This window comes from Halomonas garicola (assembly GCF_031935715.1).
Taxonomy (GTDB): Bacteria; Pseudomonadota; Gammaproteobacteria; order Pseudomonadales; family Halomonadaceae; genus Vreelandella; species Vreelandella garicola.
This window is the reverse complement of sequence record NZ_JASSZF010000006.1, coordinates 49,484-70,108: the sequence shown is the minus strand read 5'-3', so window position 1 is coordinate 70,108 and position 20,625 is coordinate 49,484. Positions and strand designations below refer to the sequence as shown.

Genomic DNA, 20,625 nt, shown 5'->3' with positions numbered 1-20,625 from the left:
GTTTCAGCGGTAGGAGCGCTACTCTAGCGCGGGGGTTACTGCCGTGCCAGCCGCAGCGGGCTCGGCGGGCGCAGGCCCGGCGTGGCGCGCCAGGGGCTGATATCAAGCCCGCCCCGGCGTACGTAGCGGGCCAGTACCAAGAGCTCCTCAGGGGCGGCTTTGGCGACCAGGTCGGTAAAGATCTGCTCGACGCAGTGCTCGTGAAAGCCCTGCTGCAGGCGAAAGCCGACGAGGTAGCGCAGAAGCCCTTCGCGGTCGAGCTTCGGCCCGCGGTAGCGCACCATTACGCTGCCCCAGTCCGGCTGGCCGGTGACCGGACAGTTGGACTTGAGCAGGTGCGAATGCAGGGTTTCCTCGACGATGTCGGCATCCGCGGCGCTGCCGCCTTCTACGCCCAGGTGGTCCGGGTCGGGGGTGTAATCGCTGATCGCGACATCCAGTTCGTCGATGCACTCGCCGGGGAGCCGACGCGGGGTGAGCGCGTCGTCGTCAACCGTTAAAAGGTCAACGCTGACGCGACCGCCAACGGCGGCGGAAAGGTCGCGCTCAAGCGTGGCGGCGACTTCTTCGCCGCTGGCAAACCGGGTCTGGTTGAAGCTGTTGAGGTAGAGCTTGAACGACTTGGACTCGATCAGGCCTGGCGCGTCGGCGGGCAGGCGAAAGCGCCCCACCGCCACCACCGGCTTGCCCCGGGCGTTGAGCCAGGAAAGCTCGTAGCCGTGCCATTCGTCCTCGCCGGTAAACGGCAGCGCGTCGCCTTCAGCCAACCCCAGCGCGGCGCGGTTCTCCGCCCGGGCCAGGGGGAAGAGCAGCGAGGCATCGTATTGATCGGGGTAGGTAGCGCTGCGCCCCAGCGGGGAGTGCTCAAGGGTTGCGGGGGTATCGCTCATCGGAAGTCTCCTTGTATCTGGCCTGCGGGATGCAACGGGGCTTAGCTGCGGATGCCGTAGCCGCGTTCAAGCATTACCAGCGCAACGGTATAAAGGACGGCAATGAACGCAAGCGATGCCGACAGCGCCCACACGGCGGGAATGTCCGAGACGCCGAGTATGCCGAAGCGGAAGGCGTTGACCATGTAGAGGATGGGGTTGAGCATCGACACGCCCTGCCAGAAATCCGGCAGCAGCGAGATGGAATAAAACACCCCGCCGAGATACGTCAGCGGCGTGAGCACGAAAGTCGGCACGATGGAGACGTCATCGAACTTGTTGGCCAGCAGCGCGTTGATAAAGCCGCCGACGGAAAACAGCGCCGAGGTCAGAATGACCACCAGCAGCGTAAGCAGCGGGTGCGCCACGCTCAGCTGGGTGAAAAACAGCGACACTACGGTGACGATGGCGCCCACACCCAGCCCCCGGGCCATGCCGCCGAGCACGAAGCCCGAGAGAATCACCCAGCTGGGCATGGGCGAGACCATCATCTCTTCCACGCTGCGCTGGAACTTGTTGGAAAAAAAGCTCGAGGCCACGTTGGAATAGCTGTTGGTGATCACCGCCATCATGATCAGTCCGGGGACGATGAAGTCCATATAGCTGAAGTCGTCCATGGTGCCGATGCGCGAGCCGATCAGATTGCCAAAGATGATGAAGTACATCGCCATGGTGATCGACGGCGGCAGCAGCGTCTGCGGCCAGATGCGGGTAAAGCGCTTGATTTCCTTGATGACCAGCGTCCACAGCGCGACCAGTGTCTGGGTGGCGTTCATGCCCTCTCCTCCTCTTTTTCGCCTGCGGCCCCCTCCTGGCCATTCGCAGCCGCCGTCTGGCCAGCGTCTTCCGCCTCGTCGTTCACCATCGAGACGAACATTTCTTCCAGCCGGTTGGCGCGGTTGCGCATGGACGTCACCTGGATGCCCTTGGCGCTAAGCGCCTCGAAGATGCTGTTAAGCCGCTGGCCGCGGCGGATGACCACCGCCAGCTGGGCGGGCTCGCTCTGGTACACCTCAAAGCCTTCGATGGTCGGCACTTCGTCCGAGTCCAGCGGGCGCGTGAGGTCGAGCAGGAAGGTCTCCGCATCCAGCTCGGCCAGCAGGCTGCGCACGCTGGTGTTACGAATGATGTCGCCGTGGTTGATGATGGCGATGTTGCGGCACAGGCTTTCTGCCTCTTCCAGGTAGTGCGTGGTGAGGATGATGGTGGTGCCTTCCTCGCGGTTGATGCGGCGCATGTATTCCCACATGCTGCGCCGAAGCTCGATATCCACGCCGGCGGTGGGCTCGTCGAGGATCAGCAGCCTGGGCCGATGCATCAGCGCTCGGGCGATCATCAGCCGGCGCTTCATGCCGCCGGAGAGCATCCGCGCGCTGCCGTGACGCTTATCCCACAGGCCAAGGTCAGACAATAGCTGCTCGGCCCGGGGCAGCGCTTCCCGGTGCGGCATGCCGTAGTAGCCGGCCTGGGCGATGACGATATCGATCACCCGCTCGAACTGGTTGAAGTTGAATTCCTGGGGCACCACGCCCAGCTGGTACTTGGCCCGGGCAAAATCGCGGTCGATATCGATGCCGAACAGCGATACCTGCCCGGCGGTTTTTTGTACCAGCGAACACACCACCCCAAGCGTGGTGGACTTGCCCGCGCCGTTGGGGCCCAGCAGGGCAAAAAAATCGCCCTGCTCGACGTCCAGATCAATACCTTTCAGTGCCTGAAAGCCGTTGCCGTAGACCTTGGTCAGGCCACGGATCGACAATGCCGGTTCGGCCATGAAGCTGTCCTGTCAACAAAAGTGAGACACGTACGCAACGACTACGCGAAGACACGAATCGTTTAATAATCTGTCAATATTAGGGCATTAGCCGGACTTTCAAGGCGCCGGTCGGTATACAGCCACTGCAACGGGCGTGACGAGCAGGCATGCAAAACCCCGGCCCTGAGCCGCGCGGGTATCGGTAAGGCAAGGCGATGATGGATGCTTGGTAGTCGATCGGCCCGAAGTAAGGGCGGTGCGCCTGGAGCGGGAAAGGAGATTCGAACTCCCGACCCTCGCCTTGGCAAGGCGATGCTCTACCACTGAGCTATTCCCGCAGCGCTTGGAGGGGCACGACGTTGACAACGCGTGAGGCGAGATGGCGTCCCATAGGGGGTTCGAACCCCTGTTACCGCCGTGAAAGGGCGGTGTCCTGGGCCACTAGACGAATGGGACACTGGAGCGGGAAAGGAGATTCGAACTCCCGACCCTCGCCTTGGCAAGGCGATGCTCTACCACTGAGCTATTCCCGCTTGGCTGCCCGTTGTGAAACAGGGCTCTCGCTGATCGATTGGCGTCCCATAGGGGGTTCGAACCCCTGTTACCGCCGTGAAAGGGCGGTGTCCTGGGCCACTAGACGAATGGGACACTGGAGCGGGAAAGGAGATTCGAACTCCCGACCCTCGCCTTGGCAAGGCGATGCTCTACCACTGAGCTATTCCCGCAAACCGATACCTGACGTGACAAGTGGCGTCCCATAGGGGGTTCGAACCCCTGTTACCGCCGTGAAAGGGCGGTGTCCTGGACCACTAGACGAATGGGACGCTGTATCGCCTCGTCGAGGTGGCGCGTATGATACTCAGCGGGTTACAGGGTGTCAAGGTTTTATCTTCCTCGCTCCGAGCGCTCAGGATACGGCGCAACGGGGCCGGCAGGAACCCGGGCGCCGTCGCGGCGTCTGATAACGGCAAGGCACCCCAAGCGCTACCGGCAAAGCGTTAACCGGATACACCATGCGCAGATACATGAGCGAACCGACAGGAGGCTTATCATGGCCAAACTGGAAAAAACGCCCAAACAGTGGCGCGAACAGCTGACCGAGGAGCAGTACCGGGTCACCCGGGAAAAAGGCACCGAGCGCCCTTTCACCAGCGACTGCGACGTACACCAGGGCCAGGGCATCTACCACTGCGTGTGCTGCGGGGCGCCGCTGTTTGAAAACGAGCACAAGTTCGACGCCGGCTGCGGCTGGCCAAGCTTTGACCGCCCGCTCGGCCGGCAAAGCGTGGAAGAGCATCACGACACCAGCCTTGGCATGACGCGCACCGAGGTAGCCTGCGCCAAGTGCGACGCCCACCTGGGCCACGTTTTCCCCGACGGCCCGCCGGACACCACCGGCGAGCGCTTTTGCATCAACGGCGTGGCGCTGGATTTTCATCCCGACGAATGAGCCTCGTCGCGCCTCAACGCACGCCAGTCCGGGCGCCTTCTGTTAGAATGGGCGCCCGATTTTTTGCAGCGCCGCCGGGCGGGCTGCCGGAAGCTGTCAGGAGAGTGCCATGCTGGGCTGGTTTCCCGGTCACATGAACAAGGCGCGCCGCCAGATCAAGGAGGCGCTGCCCGAAATCGACGTGGTGATCGAGGTGCTCGATGCGCGCCTGCCCTACTCCAGCGCCAATCCCATGCTTGCCCAGCTGACCCGGCACAAGCCTGTGCTTAAGATCCTTTCCCGGGCGGATCTCGCCGACCCCGAGCGCACCGCCGAATGGGTCGCCCACTTTGACGCCGAGGACGATACCCGGGCGCTGGCGGTCACCACCACCAACGCCCGGGAGCTCAAGCAGATCCCCGACCTTTGCCATACGCTTGCCGGCCAGGTACGCGCCGACCGCGACGTTCGGGTGATGGTCATGGGCATTCCCAACGTGGGAAAATCGACCCTGATCAACGGCTTGGCCGGGCGCAAGATTGCCAGCACCGGCAACGAGCCGGCGGTAACCAAGCGCCAGCAGAAAGTGCCCATCGGCAGGCGCGTGGCGCTGACCGATACCCCCGGCGTGCTGTGGCCCAAAATCGAAGACCAAGCCAGCGCCTATCGGCTGGCGGCCAGCGGCGCCATCCGCGATACCGCCATCGAATACACCGACATCGCCATTGTCACCTGCGCCGAGCTTGCTAGGCGCTACCCCGAGGCGCTTCGCGCGCGCTACAAGCTCAAGGAGCTGCCGGCTTATGCCGCTGAGACGCCAGGCAGCGTGGATAGCGACGGCCCCGAGCGCCCGGACTTTCTCGCCCTGGCGGGCTTTGACGGCCACGCTATCCTTAGCGAGATTGCCCGCAAGCGCGGCGGCCTGCGCGCCGGCGGCGTGGCGGACCTGCACCGCGGCGCCGAGGTGCTGCTCCACGAGCTGCGCGACGGCAAACTTGGCCGCCTGACGCTGGAAACGCCGGCGGACATCCCAGCGCCGGAAGCGCCTGACGCCTCGAACCCAACGCCGAACGACTCCTGACTTCGCCTACTTTTTCTGGAAACGCGCCATGGACACCCTCACCTTCCCCGAGCCGGTTACGCTCAACAAGTCCCACAAGCTGAACAACGTCTGCTACGACATTCGCGGCCCGGTGCTGGAACACGCCCGGCGGCTGGAGGACGAGGGCCACCGCATTCTCAAGCTCAACATCGGCAACCCCGCGTCGTTCGGCTTCGAAGCGCCGGAAGAAATTCTCCAGGACGTCATGCGCAACCTGCCCTCCGCCCAGGGCTACTGCGACTCCAAGGGGCTTTATTCCGCGCGCAAGGCGATCATGCAGGAGTGCCAGCGCAAGGAGATCCCCGGCGTCGACATCGAGGATATCTACATCGGCAACGGCGTCTCGGAGCTCATTGTGATGGCGCTGCAGGCGCTGTTAAACGACGGCGACGAGGTGCTGATCCCGGCGCCGGACTATCCGCTGTGGACCGCCGCCGCCAACCTTTCCGGCGGGCACGCTGTGCATTACCTGTGCGACGAGCAGGCCGGCTGGACCCCGGACATGGACGACATCCGCCGCAAGGTCACCGCCCATACCCGGGCGATTGTGCTGATCAACCCCAACAACCCCACCGGCGCTGTGTACCCGCCCGAGGTCGTACGCGAGCTGCTGGCCATTGCCCAGGCCAACGACCTGGTGGTGTTTGCCGACGAGATCTACGACAAGATTCTCTACGACGACGCCACCCACACCGCCACCGGCGCCCTGGCCGATGACGACCAGCTGGTCATCACCTTCAACGGCCTGTCCAAGAGCTACCGCTGCGCCGGCTTCCGTTCGGGCTGGATGACGCTTTCCGGCAACGTAGCCAAGCAGCGCTCGGAGAGCTTCATCCAGGGGCTGACCATGCTCGCCTCCATGCGCCTGTGCGCCAACGTGCCCGCCCAGCACGCCATTCAGACCGCCCTTGGCGGCTATCAGTCGATCAACGATCTGATCCTGCCCGGCGGGCGCCTGCGGGCCCAGCGCGACATCACCTATGACAAGCTCAACGCCATCCCCGGGGTTAGCTGCGTCAAACCCCAGGGCGCGCTATACGCCTTTCCCCGGCTCGACCCCAAGGTGTTCAATATCCAGGACGACCAGCGCATGGTGCAGGACCTGCTGCTGCAGGAAAAGATCCTGCTGGTTCAGGGCACCGCGTTCAACTGGCCCGAACCGGACCACGTGCGCATTGTAACGCTGCCCTGGGCCGACCAGCTGGGCGACGCCCTGGACCGCTTCGCCAACTTCCTCTCGCGCTACCGGCAGTAAAATGCGAGCCGCCGCGCTTGAAAAGCCGGCGGCAATACCGATATATAGCTAGCTCTGACGGATCTTCACGCCGCGCGGCCATTGCCCGGGCGGCGGCTGCTGTTTGATCATCCCGGCTTGACGGAGGCCTTTAGCGATGATGCGAATCGTACTGTTTCTTGCCACCAACCTGGCGGTACTGCTGGTGGCCAGCGTTACTCTGCGCCTGCTTGGGGTTGAGAGCTATCTCACCAGCCAGGGCCTCAACTTCACCAGCCTGCTGATTTTCTGCTTTGTGTTCGGCATGGCGGGCTCGGTGATATCGCTGTTCATTTCCAAATGGATGGCCAAGCGCTCAACGGGCACGACGATTATCGAGCAGCCGTCCAACGCAACCGAGCAGTGGCTCGTGGACACCGTGGCCGAGCTTGCCCGAGAGGCCGGCATCAAGACGCCGGAGGTAGGGATTTTCCCCGCCCAGCAGTCCAACGCCTTTGCTACCGGCTGGAACAAGGACGACGCCCTGGTGGCCGTCTCGGCGGGGCTTTTGAACCGTATGCGCCGGGAAGAAATCCGCGCCGTGCTGGCCCACGAGATTGGCCACGTGGCCAACGGCGACATGGTCACGCTGGCGCTGATCCAGGGCGTGGTGAACACCTTCGTGATGTTCTTTGCCCGAGTGGTAGCGCACCTGGTCGACCAGCTCCTGCGCAGCGACGATGACGGCGGTGGCCTGGGCTTTTTCGGCTACTTCGCCGTAGTCATGGTCGCCGAGGTGGTATTCGGCATTGCCGCCTCGACCATCGTCGCCTGGTTCTCGCGCTTTCGCGAATACCGCGCCGACGAAGCCGGAGCGCGCCTGGCCGGAAGCGGAGCCATGATCGGCGCCTTGGAGCGGCTCAAGGCCGAAACCCAGGCGGCCGATGAAATGCCCGACACCCTGCGCGCCATGGCGATTACCCAGGGCCAGACCCGGTCGCTGATGGAAAAGCTGTTTGCCAGCCACCCGCCACTGGATGATCGCATTCGCGCTATTCAGGAAGCCTCTTACCGCCGCTAGGCTCTGCCCCGCTCCCCGTCAGGCAGCCAGCGTAAACCCCGCTGCCGCAAGCGGCCCGGCAAGCGTCCGGGCCTCGCCTTTCAGCCGCACGCTCAGGGTGGCAAACTCCCGGCGCAGCGGGTAGCCGGCTCGGCAGGCGTCAAACCCTGCCGCCATGCCCTTGCCTGCCGCCCGGCGGACGAGGGCGTCGTGGTCGCGGCGGCTGTCATAGACGGCGCGCGCGCACAGCCGCAGGGCCTCTTCCACCGGCAGCGCCTGGCCAAGCGTGAGCTCCGCCAGCGCCGGCGGCGGGCAGATATCATCGAACGCAAGCGCGCTTTTACCCCCCAGGTGCGCTGCCAGCGCGTGATGAATCATCAGGCTGCCGCGCAGCTTACCGTCCAGGCTATAGCCGGCAATATGCGGGGTGGCAAGGGCCGCCTGGGCGTGCAGCGCGGCGTCGATTACCGGCTCGTTTTCCCAGACGTCGAGCAGCGCGGCGATATCGCCCAGCACCGTCAGGCGACGGTAAAGCGCGGCGCCGTCGACGCAGTCGCCGCGCCCGGCGTTCAGCACTACGCTTCCCGGCAGCAAACCGGCAATGCGGTTAGTGCCCAGCAGATGGCGGGTAGCGTGGCGTCCCTCGCGCACCAGGGGCGTGTGCAGGCACAGCACATCGCAGCGCTTGACCAGGGCATCGAGCCCGGTAAAGCCTGCGCTGCCTTCGCGCTCGGCCCGGGGCGGGTCGCACACCGCTACGTCCACCCCCAGGCCCTCAAGGCGCGCCTGCACCCGGCGGCCGACGTTGCCGGCGCCGACAATCCCGACCCGGCGTTCAAGCAGCGGCTTGCCTTCGCGCTCGGCGTGGGTCAGCAGGCTCGACAGCACGTAGTCCGCCACGGCCTCGGCGTTACAGCCCGGAGCGCTGGCAAAGCCGATGCCGTGCGCCGCCAGGTAGTCGCGGTCAACGTGGTCCGTACCGATGGTACAGGTCCCCACAAAGCGCACCGGCGTACCGGCCAGCAGCGCCTCGCCCACCGGGGTGACCGAGCGCACGATCAGCGCATCGGCGTCTTCCAGGTGGGCGCGAGTGATCTCGCGTCCGGGTACTCGGGTGACCCGCCCGAAGACGCCAAAGCAGGCGTCGGCGGCGGGTATATTGGCATCCACAATCAGGTGCATGGCGTTTTTTATCTCGACCTTTACAATACGCTCGCCGGCGGCCGGATAAAGCAGCGGCGCGCCGCGGGCGTGATGAACAGCACGTTAAAGCCGTGCCAGAAATACGACGGGTAAAGCAAGAGGGTATCGCGTGATCATACGGTGGGAAACCGAACATGACTATGTGCTGATCCATATCCATCAGGATATGTTCGGCGACTGGATTTTCAGCCGCGCCTGGGGCCAGATTGGCACCCAGTTCGGCGGGCTTGAGCACCGCCTGGCGGATACGCTGGGGCAGGCGCAGATGTGGCTTGATGACGAAGCCACCATCCAGCGCTCCCGGGGGTTTGCCAAAGTCCTCGACGTCGACGCCGAAACCCCCGAAGGCCGCCAGGCCATGCGCCAGCTCTCGCTGCTGGATGAGGGCTGAGGCCGTTTCCATGCCGTGTCTGGCACCGCCGATAGCGCCCGAGTCCTTTCACCCCGGCCGAAATCGAGCACAACCGGGAAATTGCAGCTAGCTTGTATAGTGCACCAAGCCCATTCGTTTCTTTCCGACTCTTTGGAGGCCGCTTACATGCAGGCTGCAGACATCATGACCCCCAACGTGATCACGGCTCACGCCCAAAGCGAGGCCAGCGACATTGCCGAGATGCTGTTGACCTACAACATCAGCGCCGTGCCGATCGTCGATGCTGACGACCGGGTGCTCGGCATGGTCAGCGAAGGCGACCTGATGCGCCGTATCCAGAGCAGCTCCGATGAGCCTCGGTCCTGGTGGCTAAAGCTCTTCGGCGACGGCTCCGAGGCCGCGGACTACGTCAAAAGCCACGGCCGCAAGGCAAGCGAAATCATGACCACAAACCCGGTCACAATTACCGAGGATGAGCCGCTCCACCGCATCGCCGGGCTGCTCGAAAAGCACCGCATCAAGCGCGTGCCGGTGATACGCGACGGCAGACTGGTCGGCATCGTCAGCCGCTCCAACCTGCTGCGCGGCTTTTCGGCGAGCCGCATCAACGCCGGCGGCGGCAGCGACCGGGAAATTCGCGACGCGATTCTCGGCGAGGTGGAAAAAAGCGTCGGCATGCTGCTCTACCGCCTTAACGTCATCGTCGCCGACGGCAACGTACAGCTTTGGGGGCTGGTCGACAGCCATGACCAAAAGCGGGCCGTTCAGGTCGCCGCCGAACGCGTAAACGGCGTCAAGGACATTGAGAACAACCTGGGGTTCCTCCCTCCGGGCGTGGGCGCTTGAGACAGCCCACCCGCCGTTCGCTATCCTAAATACCGCCGGCCGTGGCGCCGGTAGGCCGCCGTGGCCCGGGGCGCCTCCGGCGGGCTAAGCCAGGCGGCAAGGGCGGCTTCGTCCAGCCAGCCCCGGCGGCGCAGCCACTCGCCCAGCCGCTTGGGGTCGAGGCCGCGGTCAAGCTCTGCGCCGTGATGATCGGCGAGCACCGGGATGCGCACGCCGTAGCGCTCGGCAAGCGCTGCGTCTGCGCTGATCTCGATGTGCTCGAGCACGACCTCGTCGTTGGCCAGCCTGTGCACCAGCCCTTCCAGCTGGGCGCAGAGATGGCAGCCAAGCGTCGTGTAGAGCGTCAAATGGATCATGCGCCGCCTCCTTCTTTGCCGTTCTCTTCTTTGCCGCCTGCCGCTTCGCCGTCCGCCGCGTGGCGCACCAGAAAGACGTGGTGCAGGCCGGTGCTGCGCGTGAAGTCGGGATCAAACGTCTGCGCGGAGATATTTTCCACCGCGTAGCGCTCAATGAGCGCCTCATCCAGCTTGAAGCGGCGCTGGTTGTTGGAAAACACCAGGGTGCCGCCGGGGGCCAGCCGTGCCATGGCAAGCTCGATCAGCCGGGCGTGGTCGCGCTGAACGTCAAAGCTGGCGCGCATTTTTTTTGAGTTGGAAAACGTCGGCGGGTCCAGGAAGATCAGATCAAACTCGGTGCCCGCGGTTTCCAGCCACTCGATGCAGTCGGCGCGCATGACCCGGTGGCGAGCGCTATCCAGCCCGTTCAGGGCAAAGTTGTCCCGGGCCCAGTCCAGGTAGGCGTTGGACATGTCCACGCTGACGCTTTCGCTCGCGCCGCCCAGCGCCGCGTGCACCGTGGCGCTGGCGGTATAGCAAAAGAGGTTCAGAAAGCGCTTGCTCGAGGCCATCTCGCCAAGCATCCGGCGCACCGGGCGGTGATCCAGAAATAGCCCGGTATCCAGGTAGTCGCGCAGGTTGACCCACAGCCGCGCCTGGCCTTCCGCTACCTCGAATCGCTCACCGCTGGCCGCGCGCTTTTCATACTGGGCTTTGCCCGCCTGGCGCTCCCGGCGCTTGACGTAGATATGGCCGGGCGCCACGTTAAGCTCCCGAGGCAACACTTCCAGGGCGTCGAACAGGCGCTTTTGCGCCTGGGCCGAGTTGACCGTACGCGGCGGGGCGTATTCCTGGACGTGAACGCGGTCGCCGTAGATATCCACGGCCAGGGCATATTCGGGCATATCGGCGTCGTACAGCCGGTAGCAGCGCTCGCCGCTTTGCTTGAGCCACTTCTTCAGCCGCCGGCGGTTTTTCCGCAGCCGGTTGGCAAACATCTGCGCGCTGTCTGCCGCCGGCGCCGCCGATTCGGGCTGGCCCTCCTCCCTGCCGGCGGCCTTTTGCGCTTCAGGCGCCTGCTTCTCGTCCTTGTCTGCCTGGCCAATGGCCATCAGCAGCAGCTTGGCGTCCAGCGGGCCGTTTTTCAGCGCGTACTGCCTGTGCGCCCGCAGGCCCAGCCGGTGGCCAAGGTCCGGGTTGCCGGTAAACAGCGCCAGCGTCCAGCCGGGGAACAGCGCTTTTGCCTGCTCGCCGATGGTGGCATAGAGATTGACCAGCTCGGGCAGCTCGCCCAGCCGCTCGCCGTAGGGCGGATTGGTAATGATCAGCCCCGGGCCCTTCGCCTCGACGCTTGTGGGGTCAAGGGCGGCCACGCCCTCGCCCTTCAGGGTAAGCAGGGCGGGAATGCCCGCGCGCATGGCGTTGGCCTTGGCCGCGGAAAGCGCCGCCGGGCTTTGGTCAAAGCCGTAAAAAGCGCTTTTGCAGCGCTTGCGCCCGATGGACGCCCGGGCTCTGGCTTCGCGCACCAGCTCCTGCCAGGCCGCCGGCTCAAACTGCGCCCAGCCGTGAAAGCCGAAACGCTTGCGGTGAATCCCCGGCGCCTGGTCTGCGGCCATCAGCGCCGCCTCGATTAGAAGCGTGCCCGAGCCGCACAAAGGGTCGACCAGGGGCTCGCCGGCCCGGGCGCGCTCGGGCCAGCCCGCGCGTACCAGCAGCGCGGCGGCGAGGTTTTCCTTGAGCGGCGCATGGCCCACGTCCCGACGATAGCCCCGGCGATGCAGGCTTTCACCGGCCAGATCGATCCCCAGCGTCAAATTCTGGCGGTGCAGGTGGGCGTAGATCTGCACGTCCGGGGCCTTGTTATCCACTACGGGGCGCGCACGCCCTGCCCGGCCGAGCGCATCGACGACGCCATCCTTGACCGTTTGCGCGCCGAACAGCGTGTGGCGAATATGTTCGCTGCGGCCGTGAAAATCCACCGCCAGGGTGGCGCCTTCGTCAAGGTGCTGTGCCCAGTTGAGACGCGCCGCCGCCGCGCGGATCTGCTCCGGCGTCTCGATCAGGGTATCCCGACTTAGCTGCACAATGACGCGGTTGGCAAGCCGCGACCACAGGCAGAGCCGGTAGGCGTCGGCGTGGTTTGCCGTGGCGTATACGCCGGCCACCGTGGTTTTCACCGGGATGGCGCCCAGCCGGGCCATCTCGTCGGCCAGCAGGGCTTCGATGCCCTTGGGGCAGGTCACCAGAATATCCAGCTCGGGCGTTGCCGGCGGTAGTAAAGAAGGAGAGGTTTGGCTCGGCTCGGTCATGATTATCGGGCGCCTGCGGCGCGGCATTCCTGGTCGATGAAGAAGGTCGATGAAAAAGGGAACAAAAAGGGAAACGTTAATTATTGTCGTCGGATGCGGCCTAAAGGCTCGACAGCGGCTCCATTGTGGGCTAATCATAAGGGTGTAGCTACACAAAACGCATGCGTTATCGGGCCGTGCCTCAAGGCACGGTATCAGGGTAACCGGCGGTACGCTCCGCATGGGAATGCACAGCACTTTGCCGCCCGGTTCCCGCCGCTCTTTGCTTGCCCACTGCCGCACGGCCGTTCATTTGCCCGCGGCGTTTCGAGTGGGTATCGAGTCAGCGCTTGCCCCGGCGCCGGGCACAGCACGACGCCTGATTGACCGCCAGTCGGCAGCGCGCTGCTTTTCGTCAAGGCTTTCATAAAAAGAGGTTAGCCCATGAAACGACAAAAGCGTGATCCCTTTCAGCGAGCCTATGTCCGTGGTTACCAGGCCGGCGTTAAAGGCCGTTCCCGCGATGAGTGTCCAAGTGATAACGTCAACGTGCGCGAGTACTGGATGAGCGGCTGGCGTGAGGGTCGCGGCGATCAATGGGACGGCATGACCGGCGTCGCCGGCATCCACCGAAGTCCCACCGTTTCTGTCTGAATGCCCCGGTGACACAAGCGTCACGACGGCCGCCTTCAGGCCTGGAAAGCCCGCTTATCCGGCGGGCTTTTTTGTGCCCGCCGTTTGCCCCGGCTAATGTCGCTCAATTAGTTTTCCTCGGCTAACGCTCCGGCGCATTCGCCTACCAGCCCGGGGCCCTGGTAAATCAATCCGGTGTATAGCTGCACCAGGTCTGCCCCGGCGGCTATTTTGGCCTTCGCCGCCTCGCCGCTGTCGATGCCGCCCACGCCAATAATCACCATCTCGGGCAGGTGCTCGCGCAGCTGGCGAATCACGCGATTCGAGGCCTTAAACACCGGCCGGCCAGAAAGCCCGCCGGCCTCTTCGGCCTGGGGGGCATCCTGCACCGCCTCCCGGGAAATCGTGGTGTTGGTGGCAATCACGCCGTCAAGGGCGTTGCGCGCGATGCTTCCGGCCACCAGTTCCACTTCGTCGGCCTCCATGTCCGGGGCAATCTTGACCAGCAGCGGCACGCGCCGGCCGTTTTCCTCATCCAGCTCAAAGGTGCGCGTGCGCAGCGGCGCCAGCAGCGCGTCCAGCTGCTCGCCGAACTGCAGAGTGCGAAGCCCCGGCGTGTTGGGCGAGGAGATGTTCACCGCGACGTAGTCGGCGTGGGGGTGTATCGCTTCCAGGCAGGTCAGGTAATCCCGCAGGGAGTCGTCCACCGCCGTTGCCAGGTTCTTGCCAATGTTGATGCCCACCACGCCGTCAAAACGGCGCTTTTGCACCCGCTCGACCAGGTGCGCCACGCCGTGGTTGTTGAAGCCGAAGCGGTTGATGATCGCCCCGTGTTCGGCCAGGCGAAACATCCGCGGTTTGGCGTTCCCCGGCTGGGCCTTGGGCGTCACCGTGCCCACTTCCACAAAGCCAAAGCCCAGCTCGCCCAGCGCATCCAGATGGTCGGCGTTCTTGTCGAGCCCCGCCGCCAGCCCGACGCGGTTGGGAAAGCGAAGACCCATCAGCTCCACCGGGTCCTCCACGCGCTTGCCGGCAATCTTTGGCACGCCGCCGGCGCGGTGGAGCCACTCCAGGGAGGTAAGCGCGGCGCGGTGGGCGGCTTCCGGATCCAGGCGGAAAAATAGCGGGCGGACAAAGTGATACATCGTCTCTCCAGACGTTGGGCAGGGGCGCGGCGAGTATAGCGCAAAGCAGAGTGGGAGAAAAAAGCACGCCGCAAAAAAGCGCCCCGAGCGGCGCTGGATGACGTCGCTCGGGGCGCTTGGGCCGGCCTTAGCCGGCATCTTGGCGCGGCATGCGCCGGGCGTTCGGCTTATTCGCTGCCGCTTTCGGCAAGGCCCACCAGCGCCCGTACCGCAACGGTGAACAGGGCAAAGCCGGGCTCGTTACCGCTGCGCACTTCGCTGATCAGGCGGCACCAGCGGTCGTGCAGCTCGGCGTGCTGCTCGAGCCACCGGTCTACCTTATCGGCGGCGCTGCCGCTGCTTTCCTCAAGCGTCAGCACGCCGGTGGTCAGCGCCAGCTGCTGGCGGTCGATGTCGTCGCGGAAGGTTTCCCGGGCCTGGGCCTGCCAGGCGTCCCGGGCTTCCAGCCGATTCACCTGCTGGATCATCCACGGAAGCTCCAGCCGGCTGCCGACCTCGTAGAACACCTCGGCCACGCGCTCGGGCGCCTCGTCGGCCTGGCGAGCGGCCTGGATAATCCCCAGCCCGGCATACAGGCTCGGCGCGGCGGCCACGGTCACGGCCAGGCTCTCCGGCACGCCGGCCTCCGTCAGCTCGTCCCGGCGCGCCTGCCAGGCCTCGAGCTCTTCGCCGCTCAGCAGCTCGCCGATGCTGCTTTGCAGCGTCGCCAGTCGCGGACCGAAATACTCGATGGTGTCGGTAATCGAGAGCCCGGTGTGCTGGCGCAGGAACCAGCGCGTGGCGCGGCGGATCATGCGCATCAGATCCAGCATCATCGAGTACTGCACCTGGCCCGGGACCTGGTTGTCGAGCGCTTCGATCTCGCCCCACAGCGCGGACAGGTTGAAGCTGTCCCGGGCGACGATGTAGGCCCGGGCGATGTCCGCCCGGCCAAGGCCGGTGGAGTCCGTCAGCCGGCGCACAAAGACGATGCCCATGCGATCCACCAGATCGTTGGCCACCTGGGTGGCAACGATTTCGCGCTTCAGGCGGTGGCCGTACATTTCGTCGGTGTAGCGCTCGACCAGCACCTCGGGAAACAGGCGCTCCAGGTGCTTTTCCACGTAGCTATCGTCGGGCAGTTCGGACTCGTTCAAATCGCCCTTGAGCGTGCTCTTGGCATAGGAAATCAGCGTCGCAAGCTCGGGCAGCAGCATGCCCTGGCCGCTGGCCGTACGCTCCTTGAGCACGTCGTCGCTGGGCAGCGCTTCCAGCTCGCGATCGATCTCGCCGACGTTCTCAAGCTCGCTGATAAAGCGGCGGTACGGCCCGATGCCCTGCTGCGAAATCAGCTCGGACAGATCCAGCGCCTGGGTCTGGCGATAGTTGTCCTTGATCACCAGGTCGGCCACTTCGTCGGTCATCTCGGCCAGCAGTTCGTTGCGCTGCTTGTCGGTCATGTCGCCGCGCTTGACCACTTCGTCAATGAGGATCTTGATGTTGACCTCGCGGTCGGAGCAGTTCACCCCGCCGGCGTTGTCGATGAAGTCAGCGTAGACGCGGATGCCCTTGGCCGCGGCTTCGGTCCGGCCAAGCTGGGTGCAGCCCAGGTTGCCGCCCTCGCCGATCACCCGGCAGTTGAGGTCGGCGCCGTTGACGCGCAGGGCATCGTTGGCCTTGTCGCCCACCTCGGCCTGGGTTTCTTCCGCCCCCTTGACGTAGGTACCGATGCCGCCGTTCCACACCAGATCCACCCGGGCGGTGAGCATGGCGCGAATCAGCTCCGCGGGCGCCAGCCGGTCCTCGCTGATGCCGAAGGCTTCCTGCATCTGCGGGGTAATGTCGATGGACTTGGCGCTGCGGCTGAAGACCCCGCCGCCTTCGGCAATCAACGAGGTGTCAAAGTCTTCCCAGCTGGAGCGCGGCATCTCGAATAGACGCTTGCGTTCTTCATAAGTGGACGCGGCGTCCGGCGACGGGTCGACGAAGATGTGCAGATGGTTGAACGCCCCCATCAGTCGGACCTGGTCGGACAGCAGCATGCCGTTGCCGAACACGTCCCCGGCCATGTCACCCACGCCCACCACGGTGAAGGTATCGTTCTGGGTGTCGACGTCGAGCCCGCGGAAGTGGCGCTTGACCGACTCCCAGGCGCCGCGCGCGGTAATCGCCATGCCCTTGTGGTCGTAGCCGTTGGCGCCGCCGGAAGCAAAGGCATCGCCCAGCCAGTGGTTGTATTCGTGGGAAATCTCGTTGGCGATGTTGGAGAAGGTCGCCGTGCCCTTGTCCGCCGCCACGACCATGTAGCTATCGGCATCGTCGTGGCGAACCACGTCCCTGGGCGGCACCACGTCGTCGCCGTCGAGGTTGTCGGTGATGTCAAGCAGCGCGCGGATGAAGGTCTGGTAGCAGGCGATGCCCTCGTTCTGCCGGGTTTCGCGGTCGGGGTTGTCGGGCATCTGCTTGCACACGAAGCCGCCCTTGGCGCCTACCGGGACGATGACCGAGTTCTTCACCTGCTGGGTTTTCACCAGCCCCAGCACCTCGGTACGGAAGTCCTCCAGCCGGTCGGACCAGCGCAAGCCCCCGCGGGCGACCTTGCCGCCGCGCAGGTGCACGCCCTCGATGCGCGGCGAGCAGACAAAGATTTCGTACGCCGGCTTGGGCTTGGGCATGCCGGTAACCCGGGACGGCGCCAGCTTGTAGGCAATGTAGTCCTTGGGCTTGCCGCTGGCGTCATACTGGTAGTAGTTGGTGCGCAGCGTGGCATCAATAAGCTCCATGAAACGACGCAGCAGCTGATCGTCATTGAGGCTGTCCACCTGCTCCAGATGCTCGTTGATGCGCGCAAGGCAGGCGTCGGTATCCCGGTCGTCAAGCGCGGGGTCAAAGCGCAGCCGGAACAGCTCGACAAGCTCCCGGGTAATCTCGGCGTAGCCGTTAAGCGTAGTGGCAATGTAGTCCTGGGACATGCCAAAGCGGATCTGCTTGAGATAGCGGGCGTAGCCGCGCAGCATCGCCACTTCGCGCCAGTCAAGGCCAGCGGAGATGATCAGCCGGTTGTAAGGGTCGTTGTCGGCCTCGCCGGCCCAGATGCGCTTGAACGCCTGGGTAAAGCCTTCGCCCATGTCGCTCAGGCTGACCTCGGCGCCGCTGTGCTCCAGGTTGAAGTCGTGGATCCAGTAGCGCTGATCCGCCGCGACAATTTCGTAGGGACGCTCGCCGATCACGCGCAGCCCGAGATTTTCCATCATCGGCAGCACGTCGGACAGCGGAATCTGGGCATTGTACTGGTAAAGCTTGAGCTTGACCCCGCCGTTCTGCTCTTCCAGCGGGCGGTAATAGGACAGCGCCAGGCGATTCTCGTCATCCAGGCCCAACAGGTGCTGAATGTCGTACACCGCCGTGCGGGCGCTGAAGTCTTCGCGGTAGCTGGCCGAGAAGGCGCCGTCAAAGCGATCCATCAGGTGGTTGGCCTGCTCTTCGCCAAAGCCCTCGATCATGGCCGAATGCAGGTCGTCGCGCCAGCTGCGGGCAAGCCGGGCGATCTTCTGCTCCAGCCGGGCAAGATCAAACTTGCCGGGGCGCTCGCCGTTAAAGCGCAGGATTAGCTGGATACGCGCCAGCACCGACTCCGAGAGGTAAGTGTTGAAGTCGCCGAAGTGAGCGTCCATTTCCTCGCACAGCAGCTGCTGGATAGCGGCGCGCAGGCGGGTGGAAAACACGTCCCGGGGCACGAAAATCAGGCACGAATAGAACTTGCCGCTGAGGTCTTCGCGAACGAACAGGCGTACCTGACGGCGTTCGCGGATATCGAGAATGCCCCGGGCGGTTTTCGCCAGCGCCTCGGTGCCGATATGGAAAAGGTCGTCGCGCGGGTAAACCTCAAGCACCTGCAGCAGCTGCTTGGCGTCGTGGCCGTGCGCGCCGAAGCCGGCCAGCTCCATCACTGCCTTGAGCTTGCGCCGCAAAAGCGGAATGTTGCGCGGCGAGTCGTTGTATACGGTGGCGGTCAGCAGGCCGAAAAAGCGCCGCTCGCCGATGACGTTGCCGTCGTCGTCGTAGCGGTCAACGCTGATATAGTCCGGGTAGGCCGGCCGGTGCACCCGGGAATGGTGGGCGCTTTTGGCAAATGACAAGAGCTGCGGCATCAGCACGTAGCCGTTATTTTCGTCCAGCCCTTCCGGCGCGCGAATATGCTCGTCGTTGCGCGGCTGCTCCAGGCGAAACACCCCAAGCAGGCTGTCGGGGTCACGCTTGAGCGTGCCGTTTTCCAGGCCGTACTCGTCGTAGCCGAGGAAAATGAAGTTGTCCTTGAGCAGCCACTCGAGAAAGGCAATGGCCTCTTCGTGGTCGTCCGGATCCACCTGGGGCGGGCAGGCTTTTTCCAGCTCTTGAATAGCGTCGCCGACCCGCGCGCTGATGCTGTCGTAGTCGCTCACCGCCGTGCGCACGTCGCGCAGCGCATCGTGCAGCTCCTGCTTCACGGCTTCAAGGGCCTCAGGATCGCTGTGGCGGTCCACTTCGATGACGATCAGCGACTCGCGCTGCTCGGGCGCGTTCTCGCCGCGCACCGTGGTCACGCTTTGCAGCTCATGATCGGCATTGCGCTCAACCGCCAGCACCGCGTTCTGGATCGCGTGGATGGTCAGCCCCTGGCGATTGAGAGCAATGCGCACCGAATCCACCAAAAACGGCATGTCCGGATGCAGGACGGCAACGAAGGTGTGGGAAGACTGCCAGCCGTGGGCCTCGAAATCGGGGTTGAAAACCTGCACCTTGGGGCTGTCCGGGTCGTGGTGCTGCAAAAACTGCCAGACGGAAAGCGTGGCGCCGTAAAAGTCGTCCAGCCGGCGGTTGGCTAGATCTTCCATGGGCACCGTGGCGTAGAACTGCCGCGCGAAAGCGTCGATGGCGGCCGCTCGCCCGGGTTTCAGGCGGGCGTCCAGACGCTCCTTTAGCTGCTTCAGCAGATCCTGCCGGCTTTCCTCAATCGCAACGTAATGCATCCGTCACCTCGACTGCCAAGACCGCTATCCGGCCAATATTGAAGGAAGAGAGGCGCTTGCCTCTCCTTGCCCCAGCTTACGCCAGCTGGGCAAGTGACCCAAGCCCCTTGAGCATTTGCTCATACTGCATGTCCGCGGCGCATGGCTGCCACTGGGCCACCTCAGGCGCTGTCGTGGCGGACCAGCAGCACGCCGCATTCGCAGTGGTGGGTAAACGGGAACTGGTCAAAAAGCGCCAGCCGCTCGATGCGGTGAGTAGGCGCGAGCTGCGCCAGATTGTCCGCCAGGGTTTCCGGGTTGCAGGAAACGTAGACGATGCGCTCATAGCCGCTGAGCTGCGCGCAGCTGTCCGCGTCCAGCCCCGCCCGCGGCGGATCCACCAGCACGGTGGAAAAAGCATAGCCGTCAAGCGCCATCTCGGCCACGCGGCGCCCGCCCTTCTCGCCTTTCAGCGCCAGGGCAAAGTCTTCCGCGGACATCCGCGCGACGCGGACGTTATCCACGCCGTTGGCGTCCAGGTTGACGCGGGCGCTGGCCACCGAGGTGCGCGAAATCTCGGTGGCCAGCGCCCGGCGGAAGTTGCCGGCAAGGGCAACGGTGAAGTTGCCGTTGCCGCAGTAAAGCTCGACCAGATCCTGCGCTTCGCTGCCGGCGGTAACGTTTTGCGCCCAGGCGAGCATCTTTTCGCACACCCGGGCGTTGGGCTGGGTGAAGCTGTTTTCCACCTGCTGGTAGGCAAGCGCGCGGCCGTTGACGTAAAGCCGCTCCCAGACGTGGTCCCGGGTAAGCACCAGGCGCTGCTTGCGCGAGCGGCCAATGATCATGATGCCAAGCTCGCGTTCAAGCGCCCGAGCCTCGGCTTCCCAGGCGTCGTCCAGCGGTCGGTGATACACCAGCGTCACCAGCGCTTCGCCGGAAAGCGTGGTCAAAAATTCGATCTGAAACAGTTTTCGCCGCAGGGTATTGCTTGCCAAGAACGCCGCGCGCAGCCGGGGCATCAGGGCGTTGATGGCCTCGCTTGCTACCGGGTATTGATCCAGACGCACGACCGTTTTCTGCTTGTTGCCGGCAGCGTCCCGCGCCACGTCGAACATGGCGTAGTAAAGATCGTCGCCTTCGTGCCAGAGGCGAAACTCGCAGCGCTGGCGGTAATGGCTCGGCGGCGAGTCGTAAACTTCCATCTCGGGGGTATCAAAGTCGGCAAAAAGGCGGCGGACGGTGTCGCATTTGGCCGCAAGCTGGGCATCGTAACGCTGCGGCTCCACCTGGGGTATGGCCAAGGGCTTCTCCTCTTGTGCGGGTAGCGGCTGGGCTTGTAGGGCAAT

The 20,625-nt window shown here is 64.4% G+C and carries 16 protein-coding genes and 6 tRNA genes; 7 read left to right on the top strand and 15 right to left on the bottom strand.

Annotated features, from left to right (window positions below):
* Positions 1 to 35 precede the first annotated feature (35 nt).
* From queF to RS027_RS03950, 9 genes are all read right to left on the bottom strand, one after another.
* Entirely contained in the window at positions 36 to 890 is an 855-nt protein-coding gene (gene queF / locus RS027_RS03990; RefSeq protein ID WP_311954558.1) for an NADPH-dependent 7-cyano-7-deazaguanine reductase QueF, read from the bottom strand.
* A gap of 41 nt (positions 891 to 931) precedes the next feature.
* The gene (locus RS027_RS03985; RefSeq protein WP_311954555.1) at positions 932 to 1,705 is read right to left on the bottom strand and encodes an ABC transporter permease; all 774 of its coding nucleotides are present in this window, start codon (positions 1,703 to 1,705) and stop codon (positions 932 to 934) included.
* Positions 1,702 to 2,703, bottom strand: coding sequence for an ABC transporter ATP-binding protein (locus RS027_RS03980; protein ID WP_311954551.1), 1,002 nt, complete (start codon positions 2,701 to 2,703; stop codon positions 1,702 to 1,704). The genes RS027_RS03985 and RS027_RS03980 overlap by 4 nt, the downstream gene beginning before the upstream one ends.
* Positions 2,704 to 2,948: 245 nt before the next feature.
* Positions 2,949 to 3,023: transfer RNA gene (locus RS027_RS03975), tRNA-Gly, on the bottom strand.
* Positions 3,024 to 3,065: 42 nt separating this feature from the next.
* Positions 3,066 to 3,141 (bottom strand) — tRNA-Glu (locus RS027_RS03970).
* Positions 3,142 to 3,143: 2 nt separating this feature from the next.
* Positions 3,144 to 3,218, bottom strand: a tRNA-Gly gene (locus tag RS027_RS03965).
* A 39-nt stretch (positions 3,219 to 3,257) separates the two neighbouring features.
* Positions 3,258 to 3,333 (bottom strand) — tRNA-Glu (locus RS027_RS03960).
* A gap of 2 nt (positions 3,334 to 3,335) precedes the next feature.
* A tRNA-Gly gene (locus RS027_RS03955) sits at positions 3,336 to 3,410 on the bottom strand.
* Between the two features lie 23 nt (positions 3,411 to 3,433).
* Positions 3,434 to 3,509 (bottom strand) — tRNA-Glu (locus RS027_RS03950).
* 227 nt (positions 3,510 to 3,736) lie between these two features.
* On the opposite strand from RS027_RS03950, the gene msrB reads away from it, so the two are divergent.
* The 4 genes from msrB to htpX all read left to right on the top strand — a co-directional run bounded on the left by msrB (position 3,737) and on the right by htpX (position 7,510).
* A complete protein-coding gene (gene msrB, locus RS027_RS03945) occupies positions 3,737 to 4,135 on the top strand; it encodes a peptide-methionine (R)-S-oxide reductase MsrB (protein ID WP_311954548.1) in 399 nt (132 codons plus the stop codon).
* Between the two features lie 109 nt (positions 4,136 to 4,244).
* On the top strand, positions 4,245 to 5,195 hold the full coding sequence (gene ylqF, locus RS027_RS03940; protein WP_311954546.1) for a ribosome biogenesis GTPase YlqF: 951 nt from the start codon (positions 4,245 to 4,247) through the stop codon (positions 5,193 to 5,195).
* A 28-nt stretch (positions 5,196 to 5,223) separates the two neighbouring features.
* Positions 5,224 to 6,471, top strand: a complete 1,248-nt coding sequence (locus tag RS027_RS03935) for a pyridoxal phosphate-dependent aminotransferase (RefSeq protein WP_311954542.1) — start codon at positions 5,224 to 5,226, stop codon at positions 6,469 to 6,471.
* A gap of 136 nt (positions 6,472 to 6,607) precedes the next feature.
* Positions 6,608 to 7,510 carry a protease HtpX gene (gene htpX / locus RS027_RS03930; protein WP_311954539.1) on the top strand — a complete coding sequence of 301 codons (903 nt, stop codon included), beginning with the start codon at positions 6,608 to 6,610 and terminating at the stop codon, positions 7,508 to 7,510.
* An 18-nt stretch (positions 7,511 to 7,528) separates the two neighbouring features.
* Here htpX and pdxB read toward each other — a convergent pair whose 3' ends face one another.
* Complete coding sequence (gene pdxB, locus RS027_RS03925) at positions 7,529 to 8,671, bottom strand: 4-phosphoerythronate dehydrogenase PdxB (protein WP_311954535.1); 1,143 nt, start codon at positions 8,669 to 8,671, stop codon at positions 7,529 to 7,531.
* Positions 8,672 to 8,801: 130 nt separating this feature from the next.
* Here pdxB and RS027_RS03920 point away from each other — a divergent pair, with 130 nt between their 5' ends.
* Together RS027_RS03920 and RS027_RS03915 are read left to right on the top strand one after the other, a co-directional pair.
* Positions 8,802 to 9,083 (top strand): hypothetical protein, encoded by a 282-nt coding sequence (locus RS027_RS03920; protein WP_311954533.1) that lies wholly within the window; start codon positions 8,802 to 8,804, stop codon positions 9,081 to 9,083.
* 147 nt (positions 9,084 to 9,230) lie between these two features.
* Entirely contained in the window at positions 9,231 to 9,911 is a 681-nt protein-coding gene (locus tag RS027_RS03915) for a CBS domain-containing protein (protein WP_311954523.1), read from the top strand.
* Between the two features lie 20 nt (positions 9,912 to 9,931).
* On the opposite strand, the gene RS027_RS03910 is transcribed toward RS027_RS03915, so the two are convergent.
* On the bottom strand, positions 9,932 to 10,267 hold the full coding sequence (locus tag RS027_RS03910; RefSeq protein WP_311954519.1) for a glutaredoxin family protein: 336 nt from the start codon (positions 10,265 to 10,267) through the stop codon (positions 9,932 to 9,934).
* Entirely contained in the window at positions 10,264 to 12,555 is a 2,292-nt protein-coding gene (rlmKL, locus tag RS027_RS03905) for a bifunctional 23S rRNA (guanine(2069)-N(7))-methyltransferase RlmK/23S rRNA (guanine(2445)-N(2))-methyltransferase RlmL (RefSeq protein ID WP_311954515.1), read from the bottom strand. The genes RS027_RS03910 and rlmKL overlap by 4 nt, the downstream gene beginning before the upstream one ends.
* 423 nt (positions 12,556 to 12,978) lie before the next feature.
* Here rlmKL and RS027_RS03900 point away from each other — a divergent pair, with 423 nt between their 5' ends.
* A complete protein-coding gene (locus RS027_RS03900; RefSeq protein WP_311954512.1) occupies positions 12,979 to 13,188 on the top strand; it encodes a BatR family protein in 210 nt (69 codons plus the stop codon).
* Between the two features lie 107 nt (positions 13,189 to 13,295).
* Here RS027_RS03900 and RS027_RS03895 read toward each other — a convergent pair whose 3' ends face one another.
* From RS027_RS03895 to trmA, 3 genes are all read right to left on the bottom strand, one after another.
* Positions 13,296 to 14,312, bottom strand: coding sequence for a quinone-dependent dihydroorotate dehydrogenase (locus tag RS027_RS03895; RefSeq protein ID WP_311954508.1), 1,017 nt, complete (start codon positions 14,310 to 14,312; stop codon positions 13,296 to 13,298).
* 167 nt (positions 14,313 to 14,479) lie between these two features.
* A complete protein-coding gene (locus RS027_RS03890) occupies positions 14,480 to 19,300 on the bottom strand; it encodes an NAD-glutamate dehydrogenase (RefSeq protein WP_311954504.1) in 4,821 nt (1,606 codons plus the stop codon).
* A gap of 161 nt (positions 19,301 to 19,461) precedes the next feature.
* The gene (gene trmA / locus RS027_RS03885; protein WP_311954496.1) at positions 19,462 to 20,580 is read right to left on the bottom strand and encodes a tRNA (uridine(54)-C5)-methyltransferase TrmA; all 1,119 of its coding nucleotides are present in this window, start codon (positions 20,578 to 20,580) and stop codon (positions 19,462 to 19,464) included.
* Positions 20,581 to 20,625 lie beyond the last annotated feature (45 nt).

What these genes read in the sequence shown, in the direction of transcription:
- pdxB (WP_311954535.1), bottom strand. Translation starts at nt 8,671, where the DNA reads ATGCACCTGATTGTGGATGCCAATATACCCGCCGCCGACGCCTGCTTT.
- msrB (WP_311954548.1), top strand. Translation starts at nt 3,737, where the DNA reads ATGGCCAAACTGGAAAAAACGCCCAAACAGTGGCGCGAACAGCTGACC.
- RS027_RS03985 (WP_311954555.1), bottom strand. Translation starts at nt 1,705, where the DNA reads ATGAACGCCACCCAGACACTGGTCGCGCTGTGGACGCTGGTCATCAAG.
- RS027_RS03890 (WP_311954504.1), bottom strand. Translation starts at nt 19,300, where the DNA reads ATGCATTACGTTGCGATTGAGGAAAGCCGGCAGGATCTGCTGAAGCAG.
- RS027_RS03935 (WP_311954542.1), top strand. Translation starts at nt 5,224, where the DNA reads ATGGACACCCTCACCTTCCCCGAGCCGGTTACGCTCAACAAGTCCCAC.
- RS027_RS03910 (WP_311954519.1), bottom strand. Translation starts at nt 10,267, where the DNA reads ATGATCCATTTGACGCTCTACACGACGCTTGGCTGCCATCTCTGCGCC.
- queF (WP_311954558.1), bottom strand. Translation starts at nt 890, where the DNA reads ATGAGCGATACCCCCGCAACCCTTGAGCACTCCCCGCTGGGGCGCAGC.
- ylqF (WP_311954546.1), top strand. Translation starts at nt 4,245, where the DNA reads ATGCTGGGCTGGTTTCCCGGTCACATGAACAAGGCGCGCCGCCAGATC.
- RS027_RS03900 (WP_311954512.1), top strand. Translation starts at nt 12,979, where the DNA reads ATGAAACGACAAAAGCGTGATCCCTTTCAGCGAGCCTATGTCCGTGGT.
- RS027_RS03915 (WP_311954523.1), top strand. Translation starts at nt 9,231, where the DNA reads ATGCAGGCTGCAGACATCATGACCCCCAACGTGATCACGGCTCACGCC.
- rlmKL (WP_311954515.1), bottom strand. Translation starts at nt 12,555, where the DNA reads ATGACCGAGCCGAGCCAAACCTCTCCTTCTTTACTACCGCCGGCAACG.
- RS027_RS03980 (WP_311954551.1), bottom strand. Translation starts at nt 2,703, where the DNA reads ATGGCCGAACCGGCATTGTCGATCCGTGGCCTGACCAAGGTCTACGGC.
- htpX (WP_311954539.1), top strand. Translation starts at nt 6,608, where the DNA reads ATGATGCGAATCGTACTGTTTCTTGCCACCAACCTGGCGGTACTGCTG.
- RS027_RS03895 (WP_311954508.1), bottom strand. Translation starts at nt 14,312, where the DNA reads ATGTATCACTTTGTCCGCCCGCTATTTTTCCGCCTGGATCCGGAAGCC.